This window comes from Streptomyces sp. NPDC002602, assembly GCF_042889445.1.
Lineage (GTDB): Bacteria > Actinomycetota > Actinomycetes > Streptomycetales > Streptomycetaceae > Streptomyces.
Genome location: NZ_JBIAQX010000024.1, coordinates 15268 through 35120 on the forward strand (window position 1 = coordinate 15268; position 19853 = coordinate 35120).

General features: G+C 68.6%; 17 protein-coding genes and 2 pseudogenes. 13 read left to right on the top strand and 6 right to left on the bottom strand.

Features of this window, described 5'->3' with window-relative positions:
- Positions 1–81: 81 nt before the first annotated feature.
- Positions 82–279 (bottom strand): hypothetical protein, encoded by a 198-nt coding sequence (locus ACFYW3_RS35815; protein ID WP_389388576.1) that lies wholly within the window; start codon positions 277–279, stop codon positions 82–84.
- A 552-nt stretch (positions 280–831) separates the two neighbouring features.
- Between ACFYW3_RS35815 and ACFYW3_RS35820 the strand changes: the two genes are divergently transcribed.
- The 3 genes from ACFYW3_RS35820 (at position 832) to ACFYW3_RS35830 (ending at position 5059) form a co-directional block, all read left to right on the top strand.
- Positions 832–3294 (top strand): YfhO family protein, encoded by a 2463-nt coding sequence (locus ACFYW3_RS35820; protein WP_389388577.1) that lies wholly within the window; start codon positions 832–834, stop codon positions 3292–3294.
- Between the two features lie 200 nt (positions 3295–3494).
- Positions 3495–4079 carry a DinB family protein gene (locus ACFYW3_RS35825; protein ID WP_351753146.1) on the top strand — a complete coding sequence of 195 codons (585 nt, stop codon included), beginning with the start codon at positions 3495–3497 and terminating at the stop codon, positions 4077–4079.
- Positions 4080–4252: 173 nt separating this feature from the next.
- Positions 4253–5059: a tyrosine-type recombinase/integrase gene (locus ACFYW3_RS35830; protein ID WP_389388617.1), complete on the top strand. Its 807-nt coding sequence runs from the start codon at positions 4253–4255 to the stop codon at positions 5057–5059.
- A gap of 558 nt (positions 5060–5617) precedes the next feature.
- On the opposite strand, the pseudogene ACFYW3_RS35835 reads toward ACFYW3_RS35830, so the two are convergent.
- Positions 5618–6955: pseudogene (locus tag ACFYW3_RS35835) on the bottom strand (transposase); the annotation flags it as partial.
- On the opposite strand from ACFYW3_RS35835, the gene ACFYW3_RS35840 reads away from it, so the two are divergent.
- Together ACFYW3_RS35840 and ACFYW3_RS35845 are read left to right on the top strand one after the other, a co-directional pair.
- Positions 6930–7085, top strand: a complete 156-nt coding sequence (locus tag ACFYW3_RS35840) for an ATP-binding protein (RefSeq protein ID WP_389388578.1) — start codon at positions 6930–6932, stop codon at positions 7083–7085. The pseudogene ACFYW3_RS35835 and the gene ACFYW3_RS35840 sit on opposite strands and share 26 nt — an antisense overlap.
- 93 nt (positions 7086–7178) lie before the next feature.
- A complete protein-coding gene (locus tag ACFYW3_RS35845) occupies positions 7179–7733 on the top strand; it encodes a hypothetical protein (protein WP_389388579.1) in 555 nt (184 codons plus the stop codon).
- Between the two features lie 219 nt (positions 7734–7952).
- Here ACFYW3_RS35845 and ACFYW3_RS35850 read toward each other — a convergent pair whose 3' ends face one another.
- The gene (locus ACFYW3_RS35850) at positions 7953–8210 is read right to left on the bottom strand and encodes a transposase (RefSeq protein ID WP_389388580.1); all 258 of its coding nucleotides are present in this window, start codon (positions 8208–8210) and stop codon (positions 7953–7955) included.
- A 114-nt stretch (positions 8211–8324) separates the two neighbouring features.
- Between ACFYW3_RS35850 and ACFYW3_RS35855 the strand changes: the two genes are divergently transcribed.
- Positions 8325–8630, top strand: coding sequence for a hypothetical protein (locus ACFYW3_RS35855; RefSeq protein ID WP_389386343.1), 306 nt, complete (start codon positions 8325–8327; stop codon positions 8628–8630).
- Between the two features lie 219 nt (positions 8631–8849).
- Here ACFYW3_RS35855 and ACFYW3_RS35860 read toward each other — a convergent pair whose 3' ends face one another.
- Positions 8850–10709 carry a zinc-ribbon domain-containing protein gene (locus tag ACFYW3_RS35860; RefSeq protein ID WP_389388581.1) on the bottom strand — a complete coding sequence of 620 codons (1860 nt, stop codon included), beginning with the start codon at positions 10707–10709 and terminating at the stop codon, positions 8850–8852.
- A gap of 147 nt (positions 10710–10856) precedes the next feature.
- Here ACFYW3_RS35860 and ACFYW3_RS35865 point away from each other — a divergent pair, with 147 nt between their 5' ends.
- The gene (locus ACFYW3_RS35865; protein WP_389388582.1) at positions 10857–11309 is read left to right on the top strand and encodes a hypothetical protein; all 453 of its coding nucleotides are present in this window, start codon (positions 10857–10859) and stop codon (positions 11307–11309) included.
- Positions 11306–14014 carry a tetratricopeptide repeat protein gene (locus ACFYW3_RS35870; protein ID WP_389388583.1) on the top strand — a complete coding sequence of 903 codons (2709 nt, stop codon included), beginning with the start codon at positions 11306–11308 and terminating at the stop codon, positions 14012–14014. The genes ACFYW3_RS35865 and ACFYW3_RS35870 overlap by 4 nt, the downstream gene beginning before the upstream one ends.
- 628 nt (positions 14015–14642) lie before the next feature.
- On the opposite strand, the gene ACFYW3_RS35875 is transcribed toward ACFYW3_RS35870, so the two are convergent.
- Positions 14643–14888 (bottom strand): hypothetical protein, encoded by a 246-nt coding sequence (locus ACFYW3_RS35875; RefSeq protein ID WP_389388584.1) that lies wholly within the window; start codon positions 14886–14888, stop codon positions 14643–14645.
- A 293-nt stretch (positions 14889–15181) separates the two neighbouring features.
- Between ACFYW3_RS35875 and ACFYW3_RS35880 the strand changes: the two genes are divergently transcribed.
- The 5 genes and pseudogenes from ACFYW3_RS35880 to ACFYW3_RS35900 all read left to right on the top strand — a co-directional run bounded on the left by ACFYW3_RS35880 (position 15182) and on the right by ACFYW3_RS35900 (position 19153).
- The gene (locus tag ACFYW3_RS35880) at positions 15182–16372 is read left to right on the top strand and encodes a hypothetical protein (protein WP_389388585.1); all 1191 of its coding nucleotides are present in this window, start codon (positions 15182–15184) and stop codon (positions 16370–16372) included.
- Between the two features lie 26 nt (positions 16373–16398).
- On the top strand, positions 16399–16710 hold the full coding sequence (locus ACFYW3_RS35885; RefSeq protein ID WP_389388586.1) for a helix-turn-helix domain-containing protein: 312 nt from the start codon (positions 16399–16401) through the stop codon (positions 16708–16710).
- 60 nt (positions 16711–16770) lie between these two features.
- Positions 16771–17220 (top strand): hypothetical protein, encoded by a 450-nt coding sequence (locus tag ACFYW3_RS35890; protein ID WP_389388587.1) that lies wholly within the window; start codon positions 16771–16773, stop codon positions 17218–17220.
- Positions 17217–18371, top strand: a complete 1155-nt coding sequence (locus ACFYW3_RS35895; RefSeq protein WP_389388588.1) for a transposase — start codon at positions 17217–17219, stop codon at positions 18369–18371. Before ACFYW3_RS35890 ends, ACFYW3_RS35895 begins: the two co-directional genes overlap by 4 nt.
- Positions 18372–18447: 76 nt before the next feature.
- Positions 18448–19153, top strand: a pseudogene (locus tag ACFYW3_RS35900) (leucine-rich repeat domain-containing protein).
- Positions 19154–19559: 406 nt separating this feature from the next.
- On the opposite strand, the gene ACFYW3_RS35905 reads toward ACFYW3_RS35900, so the two are convergent.
- Positions 19560–19760, bottom strand: a complete 201-nt coding sequence (locus tag ACFYW3_RS35905; RefSeq protein WP_389388589.1) for a hypothetical protein — start codon at positions 19758–19760, stop codon at positions 19560–19562.
- Positions 19761–19853 lie beyond the last annotated feature (93 nt).

Genomic DNA, 19853 nt, shown 5'->3' on the forward strand with positions numbered 1-19853 from the left:
CGGCACCGTCCGCAGGCCGGTGAGCGGGTCGGCCGGAAAGCCGAGGAGTCCCAGGACGTGCTGCGGCGCATCTGTGATCCATTAACTGATCGCGATGAGCGAGCGGGCACCGGTCAGGACCGCCGCCGCGGCCGCACAGAGCAGCGCGTGCGCCGGATACCGTCGCCCGTTCCGTCCGCGAGGATCGGGCACCAGATCCAGGAAGCGCCGCAGGGCAGCGGCGTCCTCCTCGGTGGTCCGGGCATTCGAAAGGGCCAGTTGTCCCAGCCCGGCCGGCATGGGCGATGATATTCGGGCAGGCAGGGTCTCGCTCGGTTCTCATGGGTCTCGACAACCACATGATCACCAGCACCGTGCCTGCTCTGCTTCCCGGGCCCTTCTCGCCCCAAGCCAGGACATGACGTCACGTCACACCCGAGACCGGCGAACCGGACCGACCGCCCTCACGCAATGACCCTGATCTCCGCCCCCATCCTCGCCGTCCGGGAGTTCATGAGCCACCGGGCCGGGAACTCCCGGGGGACAGGTCGGGCGAAAAGTGGCTGATTGTCCATTTTCTATCCGGCTCGGACCGTACCTTCCCGTGATTGCGATCATATTTGCTGCCTTAGATGCATGAATTTTTCTGCGTTGTACATAGGGTGCGGGGATTGGCGGCCTGTATGTGGCCGATAATTCACGCACGAGGGTTTGCCACACATGACCGCCACTTCGCTGCCGCCCGCTGGAAAACCCCTCTCGACGGGACGTCGAAGAGAGGCCGCGGGCCCGGTGGGCGGGGTGAATCGGAATATTGCATTCCTCTCCGCTTTAGTGGCAGCACTTATATCCATGGCGGCCTACAGCGCCGGTCTCGCGGTGCGCGGCGTGTACCCCTTCGGTTCCATCCCGCGCGCCACCAACGACCTGCGCCATCAGTACGTCCCGTTCCACACCTATCTCTGGGACCTGCTGCACGGCAATGCCCAGGGAGACCTGCTCTTCAACTGGCAGAGCGGATACGGCGTCGGATTCCTCGGAGACTTCTTCACCTACCTCGGCAATCCGTTCTCCCTGCTGGCCGGCGTCCTGCCGCGCGAGCACGCGGAACTCTCCGCCTACCTCGTCAGCCTCTGCAGCATCGGCCTCGCCGCCGCCCTGATGACCGTGTACCTGGGGCGCCTGCGCCCCGGCTCGCCCTGGCTGCGCTCTCTGCTCTCCGTCGGCTACGCCGTCTGCGGCTGGGGAGTCACCGAGGGCACCGTCGTCCCGATGTGGACCTGGGGCCTGGTCGCGATACCGATGCTGGGCATAGCCGCCGACTGGTGCCTGACCGGCCGCCGCTGGGTCCTCGGCAGTCTCCTCGTGGCCCTCTGCTGGTACGCCAACTTCTACACCGCCGCCATGGCCACCATGGCCACCATGCTCGTGTTCCTGGTCCGGCTCCTGCTCGCCGACACCGACTGGCGCACCTGCGGCCGGGCACTGTGGCGGGCCGCGACCATGACCGGCACCGGGCTGCTCCTCGCGGCCCCCGCCATCCTGGTGTGCGCCTTCGCCAACAAGCAGGCCCAGCCCACCGAGCTGTACGTGGTCAGCGTGAAGACCGACCCGCTGACCTTCCTGTCGATGCTCATACCGGGTACCCACCCGCTCCTTCCCGCGCCGAACGTCTACGCCGGGGTGCTGGTCCTCCTCCTCGTCCTGACCCTGCCCTTCCAGACGAAGGTGCACGTCCGCGCACGCCTCGCCTGGCTCTCGCTCATCGTGCTGACCGGGCTCTCCTTCGTCTTCGTCCCGACCGCCAAGCTCTGGCAGGGCGGGGCCCTCCCGCACGGCGCCCCCTTCCGCGAGTCCTTCGTGTTCAGCGGCATGCTGGCGATGGCCGCCTGGATCTGCCTCGCCCACATGCCCCGGCCCCGGGCCCTGCTCGGCGGCGCCGGCCTGCTGGCCCTGCTTGTCGCGGCCACCTACGACTACCCGGCGGTCAACCGGCACGCCCTCAAGGGCGTCCTGATCGGCGGCGCCGTCACCGCCGTCCTGCTGTTCTTCTACGCTCGCGGGCTGCGCCGCCGTCTGCGCATCGGAGTCATGCTGCTGCTGGCCTTCTCGGTCTTCGCCGGCACCACGTACACCGTCTACGGCAACGCCGTCGCCAACGACCCCCGCCGGCGCGGACCCAGCCACCCCCTGACGATGACCGAGCTCGGCCAGAACGCGCAGGAGGCGCTGGCCGCACACCGCAACTGGCCCGCCACCCGGGCCGACGCCGGATCCGGGATCTTCGTCACCAACAACGACGCGATGCTGGTCGGCGGCCAGGGCGGCTCCTACTACAGCAGCTACGTCAGCGTGGAAACCGCGACCGCGCTGCGCGGACTCGGGCTCGGGCAGGGGATGGGCGGCCGCCACCTGTGGCCCGCGAACGACCCGGTCCTGCGGGCCCTGCTCGGCGTCGGCACCGTCCTCGAACCGGCCGGTGCGGACCGCGTCACCGTGCGCAGCCTGCCCGCCCCGCCCCTGGTCACCCTGCGCGCCACCGGCAGCGACCAGGCCTACGGGGCCCCCGAGGGCTCCGTCTGGGCCCGACGCCAGGCCGCCCTCGGCGCCAAGGTCTACACCGTGCCCCCACTCACCCGCGTCGGAGCACCGGCCGCGCCCGCCCCGGCGCCCGGGAAGGGCTTCCCCCTGACCAAGGGCACGGGCGAGGGCCCCGAGAGCTGGGCCACCTTCACCGGGAAGTGCACCCCCGGCGCACGCGCCTTCGTCTACGCACCCGACCTGAACGCGACCGTCCGGGCCGAGGGAACCGGCCGCCGCGACAGCTTCGCCGCCATGCCTCCCGCGGTCAGCGCCCCGATCAAGGATCTGGGCCGTGCGGGGGCCGACGGCCGCTTCACCTTCTCCGTCCGCACCTCCAAGGACGGCCAGGTCCTGCCGCCCGACGCGCTGGGCTGCCTCGACCAGGCCGCCTTCGACGCGGCCGTGGCGCACCTGAAGGACGGCGGGGCCACCGATGTCACCGCCGGCGGACACACCATCGAGGCCCGCCTCCCCAAGGGCTCGACCGGCACCGCGGTGCTCTCCACCACGGCGTCCCCCGGCTGGACGTGCTCGGTCGACGGCGGCCCGGCCCGCGCCCCGGTCCCCTACCAGGGCCTGCTCGGCATCCCGCTGGGATCCGGCGGCGCAGACCGGGTGGCGTGCTCGTACGTCCCCGAGGGGCTCCGTGCGGGCCTGGGCGGAGCCGCGGTGGGCCTGCTGCTCATCGCGGGCGTCCTGGTCGGCGTGCGGTGGCGCTCCCGCAGGGCCTGAGACGTCGGCAACCGGGCGCCGGGACCGCGGGGGCGGTACCGGCACCCGGCTCCGGCACACCGCTCGTGCCCTGTCACGACCCGGCCCGCCCCGCCGGGGTAAAGGGGGTGGAAGCCCTCCCAAGGATTCGATCCTCGGTCGCAGGGTTGAACCTTGGTGGATCTTGAGGCCACGAGCAGCCCATGGCAGGCTCATGCCGCATGATCGATGAATTCGCGAAGGACAACTTGCACGGCAGGCTGCGGCGGGACCGCAAGGCGCTGCTCTGGAAACTCGACGGCTTGTCCGAATACGACGCCCGCCGACCTTTGACAGCGACCGGAACCAACCTCCTCGGTCTGGTCAAACACGTGGCCACCGTCGAGGCCAGGTACTTCGGCGAGGTCTTCGACCGCCCTTCCCCGGAACCGCTGCCCCGGTGGCAGGACTCCGACGGCAGCGATCAGTGGGCCGCCGAGGACGAAACCCGCGATCAGATCATGGGGTTCTACCGGCGCACGTGGGAACACTCGGACGCGACAATCAACGAGCTTCCCCTCGACGCCCCGGGCCACGTGCCGTGGTGGCCGGAGCCTTATCTCAACACGAACCTGTTCGCCGTCATGGTCCATGTCCTCGGCGAGTCCAACCGGCACGCCGGGCACGCCGACATCCTGCGCGAGGGCCTCGACGGCCGGACCGGGATGCGCCCCGAACACGAGCAGCAGATCGACGAGGAAGCCCGTGCAGCCCACTGCGCGAAGATCGAGCGGGCCGCCAGATCGGCCGCACCCATCAAGGCTTAGTTGAACAAGCCAGGCAGCCTGACATCAGCTCCCCTACCGGCGCTTGCGCTTTCGAGCACTCCTGATGTCGCCCGCGTCACCCGACGCGGGCGTTCAGCCCACGTCTTCGTCGTCCTCGTCCAGCTCAGGCGCTCTGCCTGAACGCCTGTCCCGACGGCTGCCCTCGGCTGCGGATCCCGGTCGGCAAGACCTACACCGAACGCATGATCCCGCTGCATCCGCAGGCCGCCGACGCGCTGCGGAACCTGATCCAGACAGCCAAGGACGGCAACGCCGCTGCCCGGCACGGCCCCTGGGCCCAGCGTCCGGTCCGCTACGTGTTCATGCGACGCGGCAAGCCGATGGGCAGGTTCTTCCTGTTCGACGACGCGCTGGAGATCGCCTGCAGCAGGGCCGGACTCGTCGACGGCGACGGCAACCACACGGTCACGGCCCATCGGTTCCGGCACTCCGTCGGCACGCAGCTCGCCGAGGGCGGCGCCCAGATCCAGACCATCATGGCCATCCTGGGCCACCGCACCGCGCAGATGTCGGCGACCTGCTCCCACGTCAGCGACCCCGTGCTCAAAGAGCAGTACGAGAAGGTCGTCGCCGCCGGCGGACGCATCGCCGGCCCGGCCGCCGAGGCCCTGCCGGCCAACCAGCTCGACGAGGCCACCGTCCACTGGCTCAAGACCAACTTCCTCAAGACCGAGCTCGAGCTTGGCCACTGCCTGCGCACCCCGGCCGAGGGACCCTGCGAGTGCGACCTCTACCTGCGCTGCTCAAAGTTCTTCACCACCAGCGAGTACGCGCCCCGGCTGCAGGCACGGCTTCTCACCGAGCAGCAACTCATCCAAGATGCCACCGAACGCGGCCGGCCGCGTGAGGCGGAGCGCCACACGGCGATCATCGGCCGGATCCGTGAGCTGCTGGCCGACCTCGGCGAGCCTGCTCCCACCAGCCAGGACGGCGATCCACCGACCAGGGGCTGCGGATAATCCGCGTGGCATCGACGGCCGTCATCACCGATGATCGACGCTATGGATGTCGTCGTTCAGCGGGTCCGCACGACCTGGACCAAAGCGTCCCGCGGCGGATCCGCGGCCGCAGTGCGGAACGGGGCGCCGGTGGCGTTCCCTCTCCCGCCCGATCTGACGTCCGGCCTGCACGAGGTCCAGATGCGAGAGGCCGACGGCTTCCAGCCCCACGAGCGGGTGCTGGACTTCGCAGATCTCGAGGTGACGCTGCGCGAGGCGGACGGATACCTGCGAGTCCGTCCGCCTCAGATGTCGAGCTTCGCCACGCATCCGCGCAGCGGCCGGCCTCCGGCCGCCCGGATTTCCGCCGGCCAATGGCTCCGATGGCAGGTCAACTACCGGCTCATCGCCAGCTACGGCGGACAGTGGCACTACCGACTCGACACCTTCAACGTCGCCTACGGCACCGTTACGCCCGAGACGTTCCTCGGTACGCCGTCCCGCACGATCGATGAACGGGGCTTCGTCCTCTGATCGAGGGAGTGCGCCCTCGATTTCGATCCTAAAGGTGTCCAGATAAAGGTTCAGGCTGCGGTGCTTGAGCGGGGCGAGGCGGGCGATGTCCTCGTCGCGGATCTCGTGGCCCTCAGCCTGGAGCTGGGCGACGGCGGCGTCGATGTACTTCGTCGTCCAGAGCACGATGGCGTTGAGGACCAGGCCGAGCGCGCCGAGCTGGTCCTCCATCCCGTCGCGGTACGCCTGGTGGATGGTGCCGCGCTTGCCGTGGCGGCACACGTCCCGGGCCAGCTTGTGGCGGAACTCCTGGACGGTGAGCTGCCTGTTCATCTGACGGCGGTAGGTGTCGTCCACCGGGTCGACCACGCGCAGCAGGTGCTCGGTCTTGGCGATCCGACCGTACTCGGCGAACGCCGTACCCAGCGGAGTCGGACGCCCCTCGCGCCCGAACATCCGCAGCAGGTCGTACGCGCGGACCTGGTTGGTGACCAGCGACCCGGCGACCTTCAGCATGTCCGGCCAGTGCGCGATTACCTTGTTCAGGTTCACGCGGTTGCGGGCCAGTTCTTCCACCACACCGTACGTGCCGGTCTCGACGCCGGGCATCGCGGCCCGCCAAAACCGCTGGTCGTCCAGGTCGCGGAACCGGGGGCTGAAGTTGTAGCCGAGGATCTTGAACAGGCCGAACACCATGTCGGAGTACGAGGCGTTGTCGGTGGCCACCATCTCCGGCTTCACTCCGCCGTCCAGGTTCAGCAGGGCGTCCAGGATGTGCAGGGAGTCGCGCGGGGTGCCGGGGACGACCATCTGCCCGATGCCCGCGACCTGGTCGTTGACGGCGTTGAGCCAGGTGATGCCCCGCTTGAACCCAAAGTACTTCGGCGACGGCGCCGCGCTGATCGTGCGCACGGGGACGACGAACCGCAGCCCGTCCACCGAGGCGAGCAGGCCGTTGCCCCAGAACTTCACGATGGGCACGGCGGCCTGGGCCTCGACAAGCCGCGCGTTCGCCGCGGCGATGGTGTCGACGCGCAGGTAGTACTGGTCGACGTGCACGAGCCGGGCCCGGGTCGGCGCCTCGTAGCCGGGTGGCTCGCCGAGGGCGCCGAGCTTGTCGACGTGCAGGTTCACCCGCCCGTCGTCCTGCACCTCGATGGATACCTTCGCCGCCGGCCCCGCCTCCTCCAGCCGCTCGGCGAGCTGCTTCCACCCGGCGTCCAGTCCCCGCACCAGCTCTGCCAAGTGCTCCTCGACGGGCATGTCCAGGCTCAGGGCCGCCAGGACGTCCTCGCACACCGCGTCCCACTCGGGGCCCTCCAGCAGGCGGGCCCGCGGGTTGGACCAGCGGTGCGAGGGCGAGGCAAACACGTCACGGTTGTTCAGCGCGCGATGCAGCTGCTCCTTCGGCGACGCCCGCCTCTGCGCGGCCATCGCCGACCGGATCACCTTCCGCTGCACGCTGATCCAGACCGGCACCGAGTCCTACCGCTACCAGGCCACCCAGGAATCCCTCTTCCCCGCCCCGAACTGACTACCTGACGCTGTCGGGATCTTGATGGTCGTGCGTTCGGGTGGACGGCAGAGCTTGCGCAGCACGTGAGCGTCCGCGGCTGTCATAGACTCCGTGATCATGTTCAAGGGCTGGTGGCATGTCGTGCCGGATGAAGAGCGGCAGCAGTGGCTGTTGGAACCGTTCGTGGGTGTTGGGCCGCTGCGCTTCGGTATGAGCCCCGGTGAGGTGGCGGACGCCATGAGCGGCCTCACTGCCGAGGTCGAGCGACACACCCGTCGGCGCGAGGTAGACGCGAACGTCTACACAGTCGTGGAAGGCAAGTACCCGGAGTTCGGCCTGCACCTCTACTACCGGGATGAACAGCTCGCGGGCATTGCGGTCGACGCTCTGTGCGGACCGCAGGTCTCCGCGGACGGTGCGGCACTTGTCGGCCGGGTGCCCTCCGTGCTGGAGAAGTGGATGCTGGATCGAGCCGAGGCCCGCTCACCCGAGGACGAGCTCTCCTACATGAGCGCGGGCGTTCCCGGCTCGGAGTCCCTGGGCGTGGTGATCAACGTGCAACGGGAAGGTGACCGCCTCCTCACCCGGCCGGTGTTCTTCCCCACCGAGGCGCTCGACGACCTCTCCCACTGGCTGCCGAGGGACACCTGGGAGATCCACGGCTGAGCACTGCCACGGCGCCTGCGGGGACCACGGTCTGACCAGCAGCGTCAGGTAGTCAGCCTGTGAGGGCTGGACCCACGGGTCCAGCCCCCCGGCACGTCCATGAGCGAGGCCCCGGCCGCGACTTGTCAGGGAGGCGACCCGGGCCCACGATCACAAGCCACCGACGCCCCGTCCTCAGCCCCCTACGGACACTCCGCCCAGCCCCACCAGGTCACCCGGTCAGTGGCTCCGGATCTCGCCGAAACGGCTCCCGAACTTCTCCCAGGTGCCGTCGGCGGCCCACTTCCGCAGCCGGTTGTGGGCTCCCTTCCACGATCCGAAGTGCTCGGGCAGATCCATCCACGGCGTGCCGGTGCGGTATTTGAACGCGATCGCATCGATCACCTGCCGGTGATCACGCCACCGCCCGCCCCGCTTCGGCGTCCGATCCGGCAGCAACGGCTCGATTCGGGCCCACTGGGCGTCAGTCAACGACACACCAGACCAACGATCCGATGATCTGAAGGAAACTCCTCCGGACCGTCGCGCTCACGAGGAAGGGCCCGCAATATTTCGGCGACGGCCGTCGCCCAGAAGTGGCAGTCTGGGCCGATGCCTACCTGGACTCCGTCGGCCGCACTGTCCGACAACCTGCGGTATCTGCTCAACGAGTGGGATCCGATCGGCGTCGCCGACCTCTCGCCGGACGAGTACGACTGCATGCTCGCCCCCTTGTTCCAGCGCCTCCACCGTGGCACCACGCGGGCGGAGATCGGCGAGTTCCTCTGGTACGAGCTGGAGGACCACTTCGGGCTGGACCCCGTCAACCATCGGACCGATGCGATGGCCGACCGGCTGATCGCCTGGTGGTCCGCAGTAAGCCCGGCCCCGGACACCGGTGGGACACCGGCAACCTGAGCGACACCAGGGCCGCCGACGGCCGGGTCCGCACCGCCCGGCAAGATCCGAAAGAGACGGCCTAGGCGTCGGAGAGCAGGAGGATGGCGCGGGCGTAATGGGCGTAATGGGCGTAGGCGCCAACACTCCGGTTGAGCAGTTCCTCGAGCCGGTCCATCGTCTCTTGTGGCGGCGTCCCATCGGGAGAGGAGAAGGCGGTCGCCTCCACCGCAACAGGCCTCAGCGCTGGGCCCCCAGCTCTTCGTCCCGCCTGCTCGCCCACTCTCTCACACGCTCGATCGTCTCGTCCGGCGTAGGCATCGCCGAGTACACGACGAACTCCGCGTAGTTCGGGTTGTCGATCGGCAGTGGTGACAGTGGATGCTCGCGTAGTCTGGCCACCAGATATCCGGCGGCCAGCAGGTCACGGGACTTCTCGATGTCGCGGTCGGCCTTGTCCGCGTGCCAGTAGGAGCCGTCGTACTCGATGGCTAGCTTCCGCTCCCCGACCGTCTCGACCGTGATGTCGACGAGCCAGTTCGCGCGCCGAGCGAATGCCTCGTGCCGCACCGACTGGCCGGACGATGCCCGGCCGAAGGCGCGCTCCGCAGCGGCCCAGTGGTCAAGCTCTATACGGGACTTGCCGTGTTCCCGGCACTCGGGGCAGCCCCTGCCGTTCGCTCGTGAGGACAGGGCTGCCTGCCATGCATGATCCGGGTTTACGGAACAGATCCAGGCCGGTGTGAACAAGGTCTGGCCGTTCGGCCGCACCTGCCACGCGGACAACGGATTGGTCGGCGACCATTCCGCCGCCAGATCAGGGAAGTGGTGGGCGAGCGAGTCGAGGATCGTGCGGCACTCCGGGCAGCGCAGGCGCTGGCCTTGCTCCCGGCGGGCCGGTGTCTCCTGCCACTCGTGGCCGCAGTCTGGATTCCGCCACCACACGAGCTTGCGTGAACCGGGCGACACCTTCGTCAGCTGAGTCTTGCCGTTCTTGGTCGGGTGCCATTGTGCGGCGATCTCGGCGTTGAGTCCGAAAGCCTTGGGGTCGGCCTCGATCGCCTTGAGACGCGTCGCGCGTGTGTCCTGGCCGCGGCAGGACGGGCAGCCGTTACGCAGATACGGGAGCGGTGACTGGCGACGGCGGTGCCCTCGTGGGCAACGTAGCCGACGCTGCGAGTAGTCCGTGACCTTCACGGTCCGGGGATCCGCCTCGTCGTCCCAGGCGGCGAGCAGTTCAGGCACGTCCGCGACCGGCGTCGTCTGATAGCGGGCGTACTCCGCCTCCCACTCAGCGCGTCGCTTCGGTTCGCACTCCGGACACCCGCGCATGTTGACCATAGCGAGGATCCGTTTCGTGAACCGCAGGCCGCAGTCGGGGCAGCGCCAGGCCGCCTCCCGCCGCGCCTTGACGGTGACGGTCTCCCAGATGGCGGTGTCGTTCTGTTCGTGGTCCCACCAGTCGAGGACGGGCAGTTCGCTGTCCTTGAGAAGGTCGCGTTGCTTGGAACCGACGGGCTTGGTCGTCTGCCGCTCACGCCGAGGGTTAATCTGGCACTGGCAGCCAAACCCGATGTCCCCGAGCCGCGCGGCACTCAATCGACCGCAGTACCGGCACCGGACATGGTGCGGATCGTCGGAGAAAGACGGGGCGGTCAGCGCGTTGAGGTAGTCGTATCCGTTCTTCTCGGCGTGCTCCCGCGCCTCGGCCTCGGGAACCGGGCTCCGGTCCGCGTACGCGCCCATGGCCTGCCGGGCCTTCCGCGCCCACTGTCGCCAGTAGCAGGCCCGGCACGTCGCTTCCCCATACGCGTTCTTTTCCAGGGTGTACTCGAAGCGGTAGTGCGCCTCGCAGCCGCATGCCAGGCATCGGGTCAGGCGCCACGCCTTCGGTTTCGTGAAGGGCTCCAGCGGTTCCAGGCCGCCCTTACGCAGCATCTCCGTGATGTGGGTGTCGCACCAGGTGCTTTTCGTACGTGTGGAGAACGCGGCAGGCTGGGGTTCATCTTCTTCGTGAGTGCTCCGCACTCCGCGCACCGGTACATACGTCACCGCCACCGGGGCTCGCATCCCGAACGGCAACCGCTCGACCATCTCCATGCCCTACCCAACGCGGCCAGGCCACGCCCGGACACGATCGCACCCCGGCCTGGGCGCATGGGCAGACGGGTGGTTGTCGGGCATTTTCGCGCGATCTCTGCCTGCGTGCCGAGGCGGCGGTACGGTCTCGGGAGCAGAGACGCGAGCGTGGGGGTGGCGGGAATGCTGGAGGCGGCGTTGGCGGCAGTGGCCGTGGCAGGCGGCACCGCGGTGGTGCAGGCGGCGGGTACTGACGCGTGGAACGGGCTGCGATCCCGGGTGGCCCGGCTGCTGGGCCGCGGGGATCCTGCGCTGGAGCAGACGGAGCTGGAACGCCTGGACCAGACTGCCACCGCCCTGCGGGAACTGGAGCCGGCCGAGGCGGACCGGGTACGGATCCGTCACGAGGCTTCCTGGCAGACCCGCTTCGAGGTGCTGCTGGAGAGCGTGAGCGATACGCAGGAACGCGCCCGGCTCGCCGAAGGACTGCGGGCCCTGATCGACGAACAGTCCGCGCACACAGGTGGCGGGGGTAACGTCTCGGGCACCTTCAACGGCCCCACCGCAATCCAGACCGGGAACAACAACCGGATGGACAACCACTTCGGAACCGGGTCTTGAACGGCCCCACCGCCGACCCCGAACACACCCGTGGAAGCGGCGGGAACACGTACAACGGACCCGCCGCCGGCCAGTACGGCGACCACAGCACGCAGAACAACTACTTCCCCAGCACGCGCCCTCTGGTGTCCTGGCCGCACCAGGTCGGCGTGATCCCGCGCCGTGCTGACTGCTTCCAGCACCGCCACGCGGTGGACCAGGTAGGCGCGGCCCTGGACGACGGGAATGCCGCGGTCCTCGTCGGCCAGGTGCTGGCCGGTGCGGGTGGAGTCGGCAAGACGCAGCTCGCCGCCGACTACGCTCGCCGCGCTTGGCACTCGGGCACCGCGGACCTCCTGGTCTGGATCACCGCCAGTACCCGGTCGGCGATCATGTCCGGGTACGCGCAGGCCGCTGCCGAGGTTCTGCCCGTGCCTCCGGAGAACCCCGAGGACGCCGCAAGGGCGTTCCTGGCCTGGCTCGAACCCCGGCCCACAACGGTGCCACGGCGCTGGCTGATCGTCCTTGACGACGTGTCCTCCCCCGCCGACCTCTCCAACCTGTGGCCGCCGACCAGCCCGCACGGCGCCACGGTGGTCACCACCCGCCGCCGCGACGCCGCCCTCAGCGGCCCCGGCCGACGGCAAGTACCGGTAGGCATGTTCACCCCCGGCGAGGCCACCTCATACCTGCAAGCGGCCCTGGTCGAACGCGGCCGCCACGAACCCGAGCAGCAACTCACGCACCTGGCCGCCGACCTCGGCCACCTCCCCCTGGCCCTGTCCCAGGCAGCCGCCTACCTCATCGACGCGGAACTGGACTGCGCCACCTACCGCCGGCGCCTGGCCGATCACACTCGGCGCCTGGCCGATCTGCTCCCTGATGCCGACGCCCTGCCCGACGACCAGACCACGAGCACGGCCGCGGCCTGGTCGCTGTCCATCAACCGCGCCGACCAACTCCAGCCGGCCGGCCTCGCCCGCCCCCTGCTCGAAGTCGCTGCGATGCTCGACCCCAACGGCATCCCCGCCCCCGTCCTGACCGGCTCAGCCGTACTGGCCTACCTCGCCGAACACCGCACCCACAGCACACCAGGGCACGACCAGGCCGCGCCCATCACAGCGGAGCAGGCGTACGACACACTGCGGGTGCTGCACCGCCTGAGCCTGATCGACCACACCCCCGGCACCCCCCAGCAGGCCGTCCACGTGCACCAGCTGATCCAGCGTGCCGCCCGCGAACCCCTGCCCACCGAACGGTACGACCAGCTCGCGCGTACCGTCGCCGACGCCCTGACCGCCACCTGGCCCGACGTGGAGCGGGACGCCGCCCTTGCCCGAGCCCTGCGCGCCAACACCGACGCCCTCACCCGCCACGCGCCAGGGGCCCTCTACCAGCCCGAGGCCCACGCCGTGCTCTACCGCACCGGTGCAAGCCTTGGCGCGACTGGCCAGGTCACCGCCGCCACCGCATACTTCCGCCACCTTGCCGACACCGCCCACACGCGCCTCGGCCCGGACCACCCCAACACCCTCACCGCCAGGTATAACCTCGCCTACTGGCTGCGGCGGGCGGGGAACGCGGACGGCGCCGCCGACTGCGAGCAGTTGCTGGAGGACACGCTGCGGGTGCTGGGCCCGGACCACCCCAACACCCTGGCCGCCCGCAGCAACCTCGCCCATTGGCAGGGGCAGGCGGGAGACGCAGCAGCAGCAGCCGCCTCGCTCGCCGAGTTGCTGGAGGACAGACTGCGGGTGCTGGGCCCGGATGACCCCTACACCCTCACCGCTCGGCACAACCTTGCCTACTGGCGGGGACGGGCGGGGGATGTGGGCGGTGCCGCCGACTTCGAGCAGTTACTGGAAGACATGCTGCGGGTGCTGGGCGCGGACCATCCCGACACCCTCACCACCCGGAGCAGCCTCGCCCGGTGGCGGGGGGAGGCAGGGGGTGCAGATGGTGCTGCTGCCGATTTCGAGCAGTTGCTGCCCGACAGACTGCGGGTGTCGGGCCCGGACCACCCCGACACCCTCACCACCCGACACGACCTCGCCCACTGGCGCGGGCGGGCGGGGGATCCGGCTGGCGCCGCCGCCGGCTTCGAGCAGTTGCTGCCCGACAGACTGCGGGTGCTGGGCCCGGACCACCCCGACACCCTCACCACCCGACACGACCTCGCCTACTGGCGGGGGCGGGCGGGGGACGCGAACGGTGCCGCCGCCGGCTTCGAGCAGTTGCTGCCCGACAGACTGCGGGTGCTGGGCCCGGACCACCCCGACACCCTCACCACCCGACACAGCCTCGCCCGGTGGCGGGGGGAGGCAGGGCAAGCGGATGGTGTCGCCGCCTCACTCGCCGCGTTGTTGCCCGACAGGGTTCGGGTGTTGGGCCCGGACCACCCCGACACCCTCACCACCCGACACGACCTCGCCCACTGGCGCGGGCGAGCAGGGGATGCAGACGGTGCCGTGGCCGATTTCGAGCAGTTGCTGCCCGACAGACTGCGGGTGCTGGGCCCGGACCACCCCGACACCCTCACCACCCGACACGACCTCGCCCACTGGCGCGGGCGGGCGGGGGATCCGGCTGGCGCCGCCGCCGCGCTCGCCGAACTGCTGGCCGACCGAATGCGGGTGCTGGGCCCGGACCACCCCCACACCCTCACCACCCGACGCGACCTCGCCCACTGGCGGGGGGAGACAGACGGCAGGGGCAGTGTTCGGTAACGATCTCTCGGTCGCGTAGTACTCGCGAGCCTGGCCCCGGCGGCGGATGGCCTTGGCGCCCTCCGCTTTCGCCCGGGCGCAGAACACGAACCGGCTTCGTGGACTACGGGCGGGGCCGTGGAGGTGTCCCTGTACCGGGGCCTGGACGTCGCCCTGCTCCCGACCATGCACCCCGAAATCGACTGGGGGCGGCTCCGGTGCCTCAGCCCGGGTGAACGGTCGCCGCTCGCCCGGCCGGCCCCGGCACCGGCCGGGGAGGTTGACGTCGTGACATCGGCGGATGTCGCGCGGATCGCGGGAGTGGGCCGGGCCACGGTGACGACCTGGCGCCGGCGACACGACGATTTCCCCGCACCCGCTGGCGGCACCCCCACGACACCGGCCTTCGATCGGGGCGCGGTGGGCGCGTGGCTGCTCGCCCACGACAAGATCACCATCCCCGGACCCATGGCCCCGCCGGGCGCCTGCTGCTGCGCACGGGCGAGGTGGTCGTCGCCTTCCAGGACACCGATCTGCCCTGCCCAGTGCCGCGGCGTCGCGCATTTCGCCGCGGCGTAGGTGGAGGAGGTGGAGGCACAGGGCGCCGGTGGGGAAGCGAGCCCCCTCCCTGAACCTGAGCAAGGCCCTCCTACTGAGGGGACACGGTCGAAGTCGGTTTCGTCGTCGGCGAGGTGGGCGTCATCGGCTGCCCGAAGCCGGGTGTAAGCAGCAGCGCGAGGATCGTTGCCACGGCGGCCCCTGAGGCAATCGATGCCACCAGGTCCCCGCGACCGGCTGTGCCGTGCGTGCCGGCGGTGTACTTGAAGACCGCCAAACCGACGGCGCAGCCCACGACGATGAGCACTACCGCCAGCGGCGCAATCTGGATGGTCACGTGTTCTCCTCGCTGTGTCCGCCTGAACTGGCGGGAAACTGTGGAGCCTCCAGGGTTCTGGGTAGCGAGGTTGTCCGGACTCGACTGTCGGCATTGCCGCAGGTGGTCTGGAATAGATCGCGGACAACTGGGGACCTTGTCCTGAACAAGCAGCGGAGGTGTGAATGGCACGGCCATTGAGTGATCTTCAGGGGCGTACGGAGCAGGCTAACCAGCTGGCGATATGGCTAAGAAAGATCACTGCAGGGGTTCCGATACGTGAACTGGAAGCGACTTTCCACCACTCCAGAAGCATGTGGACCGGCTACCGCAATGGCAGTCGTCTGATAGCCGGCGACCTTCTGGATACGGTCGTCGACCGGCTCATCACAGAGCCACAGATGCGAGAACGACAGCGCAAACTCGGGCACCATCTGCTGGCCGAAGCCAAGATGGGGGAAACCGCCGGCGCCGCCAAGACTGTGCGATCGCCGCATCCTTCACACAACGACAGCCCACTGACCACGGTTCTCATGAGGCTGGACGACGCTCGGCTTCAGCAGATTGAGGCCATGCGCCAGCTCGCCACCTCGGAGAAGCGCTGCGCAGCCCTGGAAGATGCAGTCTCCGCTCTGCAGGAGCGGTGCATCGAACTTGAGGTCCAGCGTGATAACGCCCGCGAGCTGGTTCGAGCCGAGCTTGAACGTGAACTCAGCCAGTTTCGCCAATACCGTCGGGATGCTCACCATCTGCTGGAACGCGCTCGTAGAGCGGCAGGGGAAGCTTACGGACTGCGCCTAGCTGCCGAGGAGAAGGTCGCCCGCGCGAAGACCGCAGCTCACGACATCACCGACGAAGCCATCTCGTCGTCGAACCTCTCAGCCGTGGCGGCTGAGCCCCCCTTCCTTTCTGGGGACCAGGTCACCGATCTCCTGCGGCGAGCAGAAGAACAGCTTGCCGAACAGGATCACGAACTCGACGCTCTGCGCGAGGGCATCGTGGCCACGGGCGAGACCGCCTCTCCTGGCCAGCCCTCCCCTCGAACGTCCGTAGTCGTTGCCCGACCAGGAGACGCTCTGGACAACCCGAACAACGCTGCTACCAGAGCGGATACCCAGGACAACTCGGTGTTTGACACTGACTGGCCATCTGTACGGCGCCGGCTGACAGACCGAGTACGCCGAGATCTGCCCTTCTTTGCGAACTTCGCAGTGCTAGTCGTCCTCATGATGTTCGGAGAGGCATACGCCTACTTGAGGATGGAACCCCAGACCTTCAGTGCGTTAGATCAGGTCCTGATGATCTGCGTACTCGTGGTGGCTTCCATCCTGGCCTCTCTAAGCTTTGTCGCCCTTCGCCGACGACCGCTGAAGACGGCGTTCACATTCCGGATCCTGCCCTTTTACCTGCTCATTCCTGTTCTCGGGTGGATTCTGGGAGCCCACACGCAGGCGAGTCTGTGGGGAGGCTGGATTGCCTCGTTTTTCTCCCCCTCCTACGGGTGACGGATAGAGGTTCGAGGTGTCACTCCTTGTTCGTCGCGTCGGCTGCGGACCTGACGATCGAGCGCATCCGTGCCCTTGCCGCGCGGCCGGACCAGGTGGAGAGCCTGACGCTGGAGTTCAAGCGCGAGTACTCCAAGAGTCTGCTGACGACCATCGCGGCGATGGTCAACACCTACGGCGGCACAATCCTTGTGGGCATCAACGACAAGGTCGAGCCGGGCACCGACCGCGTCGTCGGTACCGACGCCCAGGAGACGATCGACAAGGTCGCCAGCGGTTGCCGAGAAGTTCGACCCTCCGTGGGAGCCGAGCTTCATCCCTGTCCCGTTCGACGATGACTCCGGACTCAGTGTGGTGGTCATCCGGGTCGACGCCAACACCGCCCCCCGCCCCTGCTGATGGATCTGAAGGCCCCGATCCGGCTGAGCGGGCAGAACTCCACCGCCGACCGCGACCGGCTCCTCAGGCTCGCCCGTGAGGAGCCGGCTGCGAACGTGCTGTCCATGGGCCAGGGCCGCATGGCCCCGCACCTGACTGCGGACAACGAGGGCAAGCCCACCGACGACTTCGTGCTCCGTACCGGCATCAACCTCCCGATGGGAGATGCCGCCGCCTGGCGCCCGCTGTCCGAGCGGTCCGTCGACTCCCTTGCCCAGGTCCTGAACGAGTCTGCTCTCCCCGGCGCGCTGCGTAATCTCGGGCAGGTGTCGATCGATCGGTTCATGGGCTTCCGCCCGCTCGGGCACAACCGGTCTCGGACGGCCCGGCTGGTGTGGCAGGCGGTGAGCTGGCTTCGTTCACGTGAAGTGGTTCTGGCTCAGGTTGTGGGATCCGTGCACTGTGAGTGACGGCTGAACTCCCTGCGACGCCTCGGGAAGTTGCCTCAAACGAACAGTGGCAGAAGTGGCTGGGCAGACAGTTCGGGGCTGTGAATGAGATCTTGCTCCGGCTGGAGGAGTTGCTGTTCCCGTCGATCGCGGACGTCGCGGTGCTGTCGGTCGACGTGAACATCGCAATAGTGCGTGTTGATGTGCGGTGCACCGCCGCAGGAGCCTCGTGGGGCACCACCGTCGGTGCCCCGCAGGCCGTGCAGGTCGCGGACCGGTGGCACCTCTGGCACAACCTCAGCGAGGCCGCCGAGCGCAGCATCGCCCAGCACCGCCCATGCCTGCGCGTCCTGGTCCCTCAGACGATTGAACCGACCGAGACGGAGCCCGAGCCCGCAGAGGAGCCGTCCGGCTCGCCATGGCCGACCGGCCACCGGTTCGCCGACCGGACCCGGACCACGCATGCCACGATCCATGCCCTGATCAAGGCAGGGCACAGCCGCCGCGCGATCCAGCGGCAGCTCGGCATGACGAGCCGAACCGTCGAACGGTACGCGGACACTGCCACGCCGGAAGACCTCTGCACCGGTCAGTGGCAGACCAGGACCTCGGTCCTCGACGAGTACAAGGCCTACCTCGACGACCGCTGGAACGAAGGTCACACCAACGCCTGGAAACCATGGGAAGAAATCGTCCCACTCGGCTACCAGGGAAGCTACCAGCGCGTTCGCGCCTACCTCCGCCAGAAACGCACCTCACCACGGCCCGTCACCGCAAGGCCGCCCTCGCCGCGGGCCGTCGCCGGATGGATCCTCCGCCGCCCCGAAACGCTCTCCGAGACCGAACACCTCCAGCTGAAGAACGTCCGGGCCAACTGCCCCGAGATCGACGCACTCACCAGGCACGTGCGGGCCTTCGCGACCATGCTCACCGAGCGCCAGGGCGAGCGACTGCCGGACTGGCTCGACGCCGTCAGACAGAACAACCTACCCAGCCTCCACACGCTCACCGCGGGCATCGACCGCGACCGTGACGCCGTCATCGCCGGCCTCACCCTCCCCTGGAACTCGAGCGTCGTCGAAGGTCATGTCAACCGCATCAAGATGCTCAAGCGCCAGATGTTCGGCCGCGCGGGCTTCCGGCTCCTCCGGAAGCGGAATCTTCTCGCCTGACGGTGACCGCACTGGTCGTAGGCTGCGGGCAGCGAGTCCGTCCAAATCTTGGAGGCATGCCGACGTGACGGCGACATTGAGTCTGTGGAAGCAGAACCTTGGCTCCTTGCCAGAGTCGCTATGGCAGCGGACCGAACTGCGCGTGCTGATCCTCGCGAATAACGCGCTCACGCGGATCTCACCCCAGATTGCACAGCTACGGCAGTTGCACACGCTGGACCTGGGCCACAACAAGCTCGCCTCGATCCCAGACGAGCTGACTGAACTACCGCTCACCAAATACCTGTACCTGCACGACAACCAGCTGAAACAGATTCCCCGATCGCTCGGCCGGCTCACCGCCCTCCGATACCTCAACCTCGGGGGCAACCACCTCACCAGCCTCCCGGACACCATCGGCAAAATGATCGGACTGGTGGAACTCCGGGCCGAGCACAATCGACTCACCGCACTCCCCGAATCGATCGGCCAGACTGCACCAGCTCCGCGAGCTATGGCTGCGGGGCAACACACTCACGTGCCTACCAGAATCCGTCAGCGACCTGGCCGAACTGCGCCACGTTGACCTACGAGAGAACGCCCTGACGGACGTCCCAGAGGCGCTGGCGGGACTCTCACGGCTCCGCCATCTCGACCTGCGGAGCAACAGACTCCACACCCTGCCGAACTGGCTGCCCGAGCTCCCCTCACTCGAGAAACTGGACCTCCGCTGGAACAACATCGAGCCCGCGCCACGCCTGCTCGATCTCCTTGCGCAACGGGGATGCGTTGTCTGGACGTAGAGAGCGGCAGCAGCCCTTCCAGCGTGTCGTGGCGGGCGTAGGACAGGGTGCGAGACGTCTCGTCGTGATAGCTCATCACGCCACACCCTGCCTCGCTTGGGGCCCGGTTGCCATGCGTTATCGGCCCGAACCACCGGACGCAGTCGTCGCAGCGTTTCGGCCGCGGTCAGTGCTGATCGACAAGAGCTGCCCAGCGCCAACGACGCGAACAAGGGACCGGAGGACGGGACCCTGTCAGCCCCGCAGCCTCGTGCTGTCGAAATCCGTGAACAAACGGTGTCCTGCCTCGGGCCTCGTGCCTCCCAAACCGGTGTCGAAATGCTGACCATCCTCACGTACAAAGCCACACGTCGGACTCCTTCATGCGCGCTGGTCCTGCGGAGCCTAGCCGTGACTCCGGGCCGGCTCAGACGGTCGGTGATCCCTTGTAGTCGTGGGCCCGGTAGCCGCGCCCGTCCTTGTGCCAGTCCAGGAACAGCACCCCGTCCGAGTAGGCGCCACGGGCGGCGCGGTGACTGATCGTCGGCATACGGAAGTGGCCGTCGTGGTCGCCCTTGGGCGTCGTGCGCTCCACCCGGTCCTTGAGCGGGAAATCTCGCTCGGTCACCACCGGGTCGGTGCCGTCCCGGGATTGCATGATCTGTACCCGGATCTTCGCCCCGTCGAGGATATCGGCGGCCGTCCCATCGGACGTCGGCGT

What these genes read in the sequence shown, in the direction of transcription:
- ACFYW3_RS35860 (WP_389388581.1), bottom strand. Translation starts at nt 10,709, where the DNA reads ATGGAGATGGTCGAGCGGTTGCCGTTCGGGATGCGAGCCCCGGTGGCG.
- ACFYW3_RS35890 (WP_389388587.1), top strand. Translation starts at nt 16,771, where the DNA reads ATGGATCTGAAGGCCCCGATCCGGCTGAGCGGGCAGAACTCCACCGCC.
- ACFYW3_RS35825 (WP_351753146.1), top strand. Translation starts at nt 3,495, where the DNA reads ATGATCGATGAATTCGCGAAGGACAACTTGCACGGCAGGCTGCGGCGG.
- ACFYW3_RS35880 (WP_389388585.1), top strand. Translation starts at nt 15,182, where the DNA reads ATGTGGACCGGCTACCGCAATGGCAGTCGTCTGATAGCCGGCGACCTT.
- ACFYW3_RS35855 (WP_389386343.1), top strand. Translation starts at nt 8,325, where the DNA reads ATGCCTACCTGGACTCCGTCGGCCGCACTGTCCGACAACCTGCGGTAT.
- ACFYW3_RS35815 (WP_389388576.1), bottom strand. Translation starts at nt 279, where the DNA reads ATGCCGGCCGGGCTGGGACAACTGGCCCTTTCGAATGCCCGGACCACC.
- ACFYW3_RS35820 (WP_389388577.1), top strand. Translation starts at nt 832, where the DNA reads ATGGCGGCCTACAGCGCCGGTCTCGCGGTGCGCGGCGTGTACCCCTTC.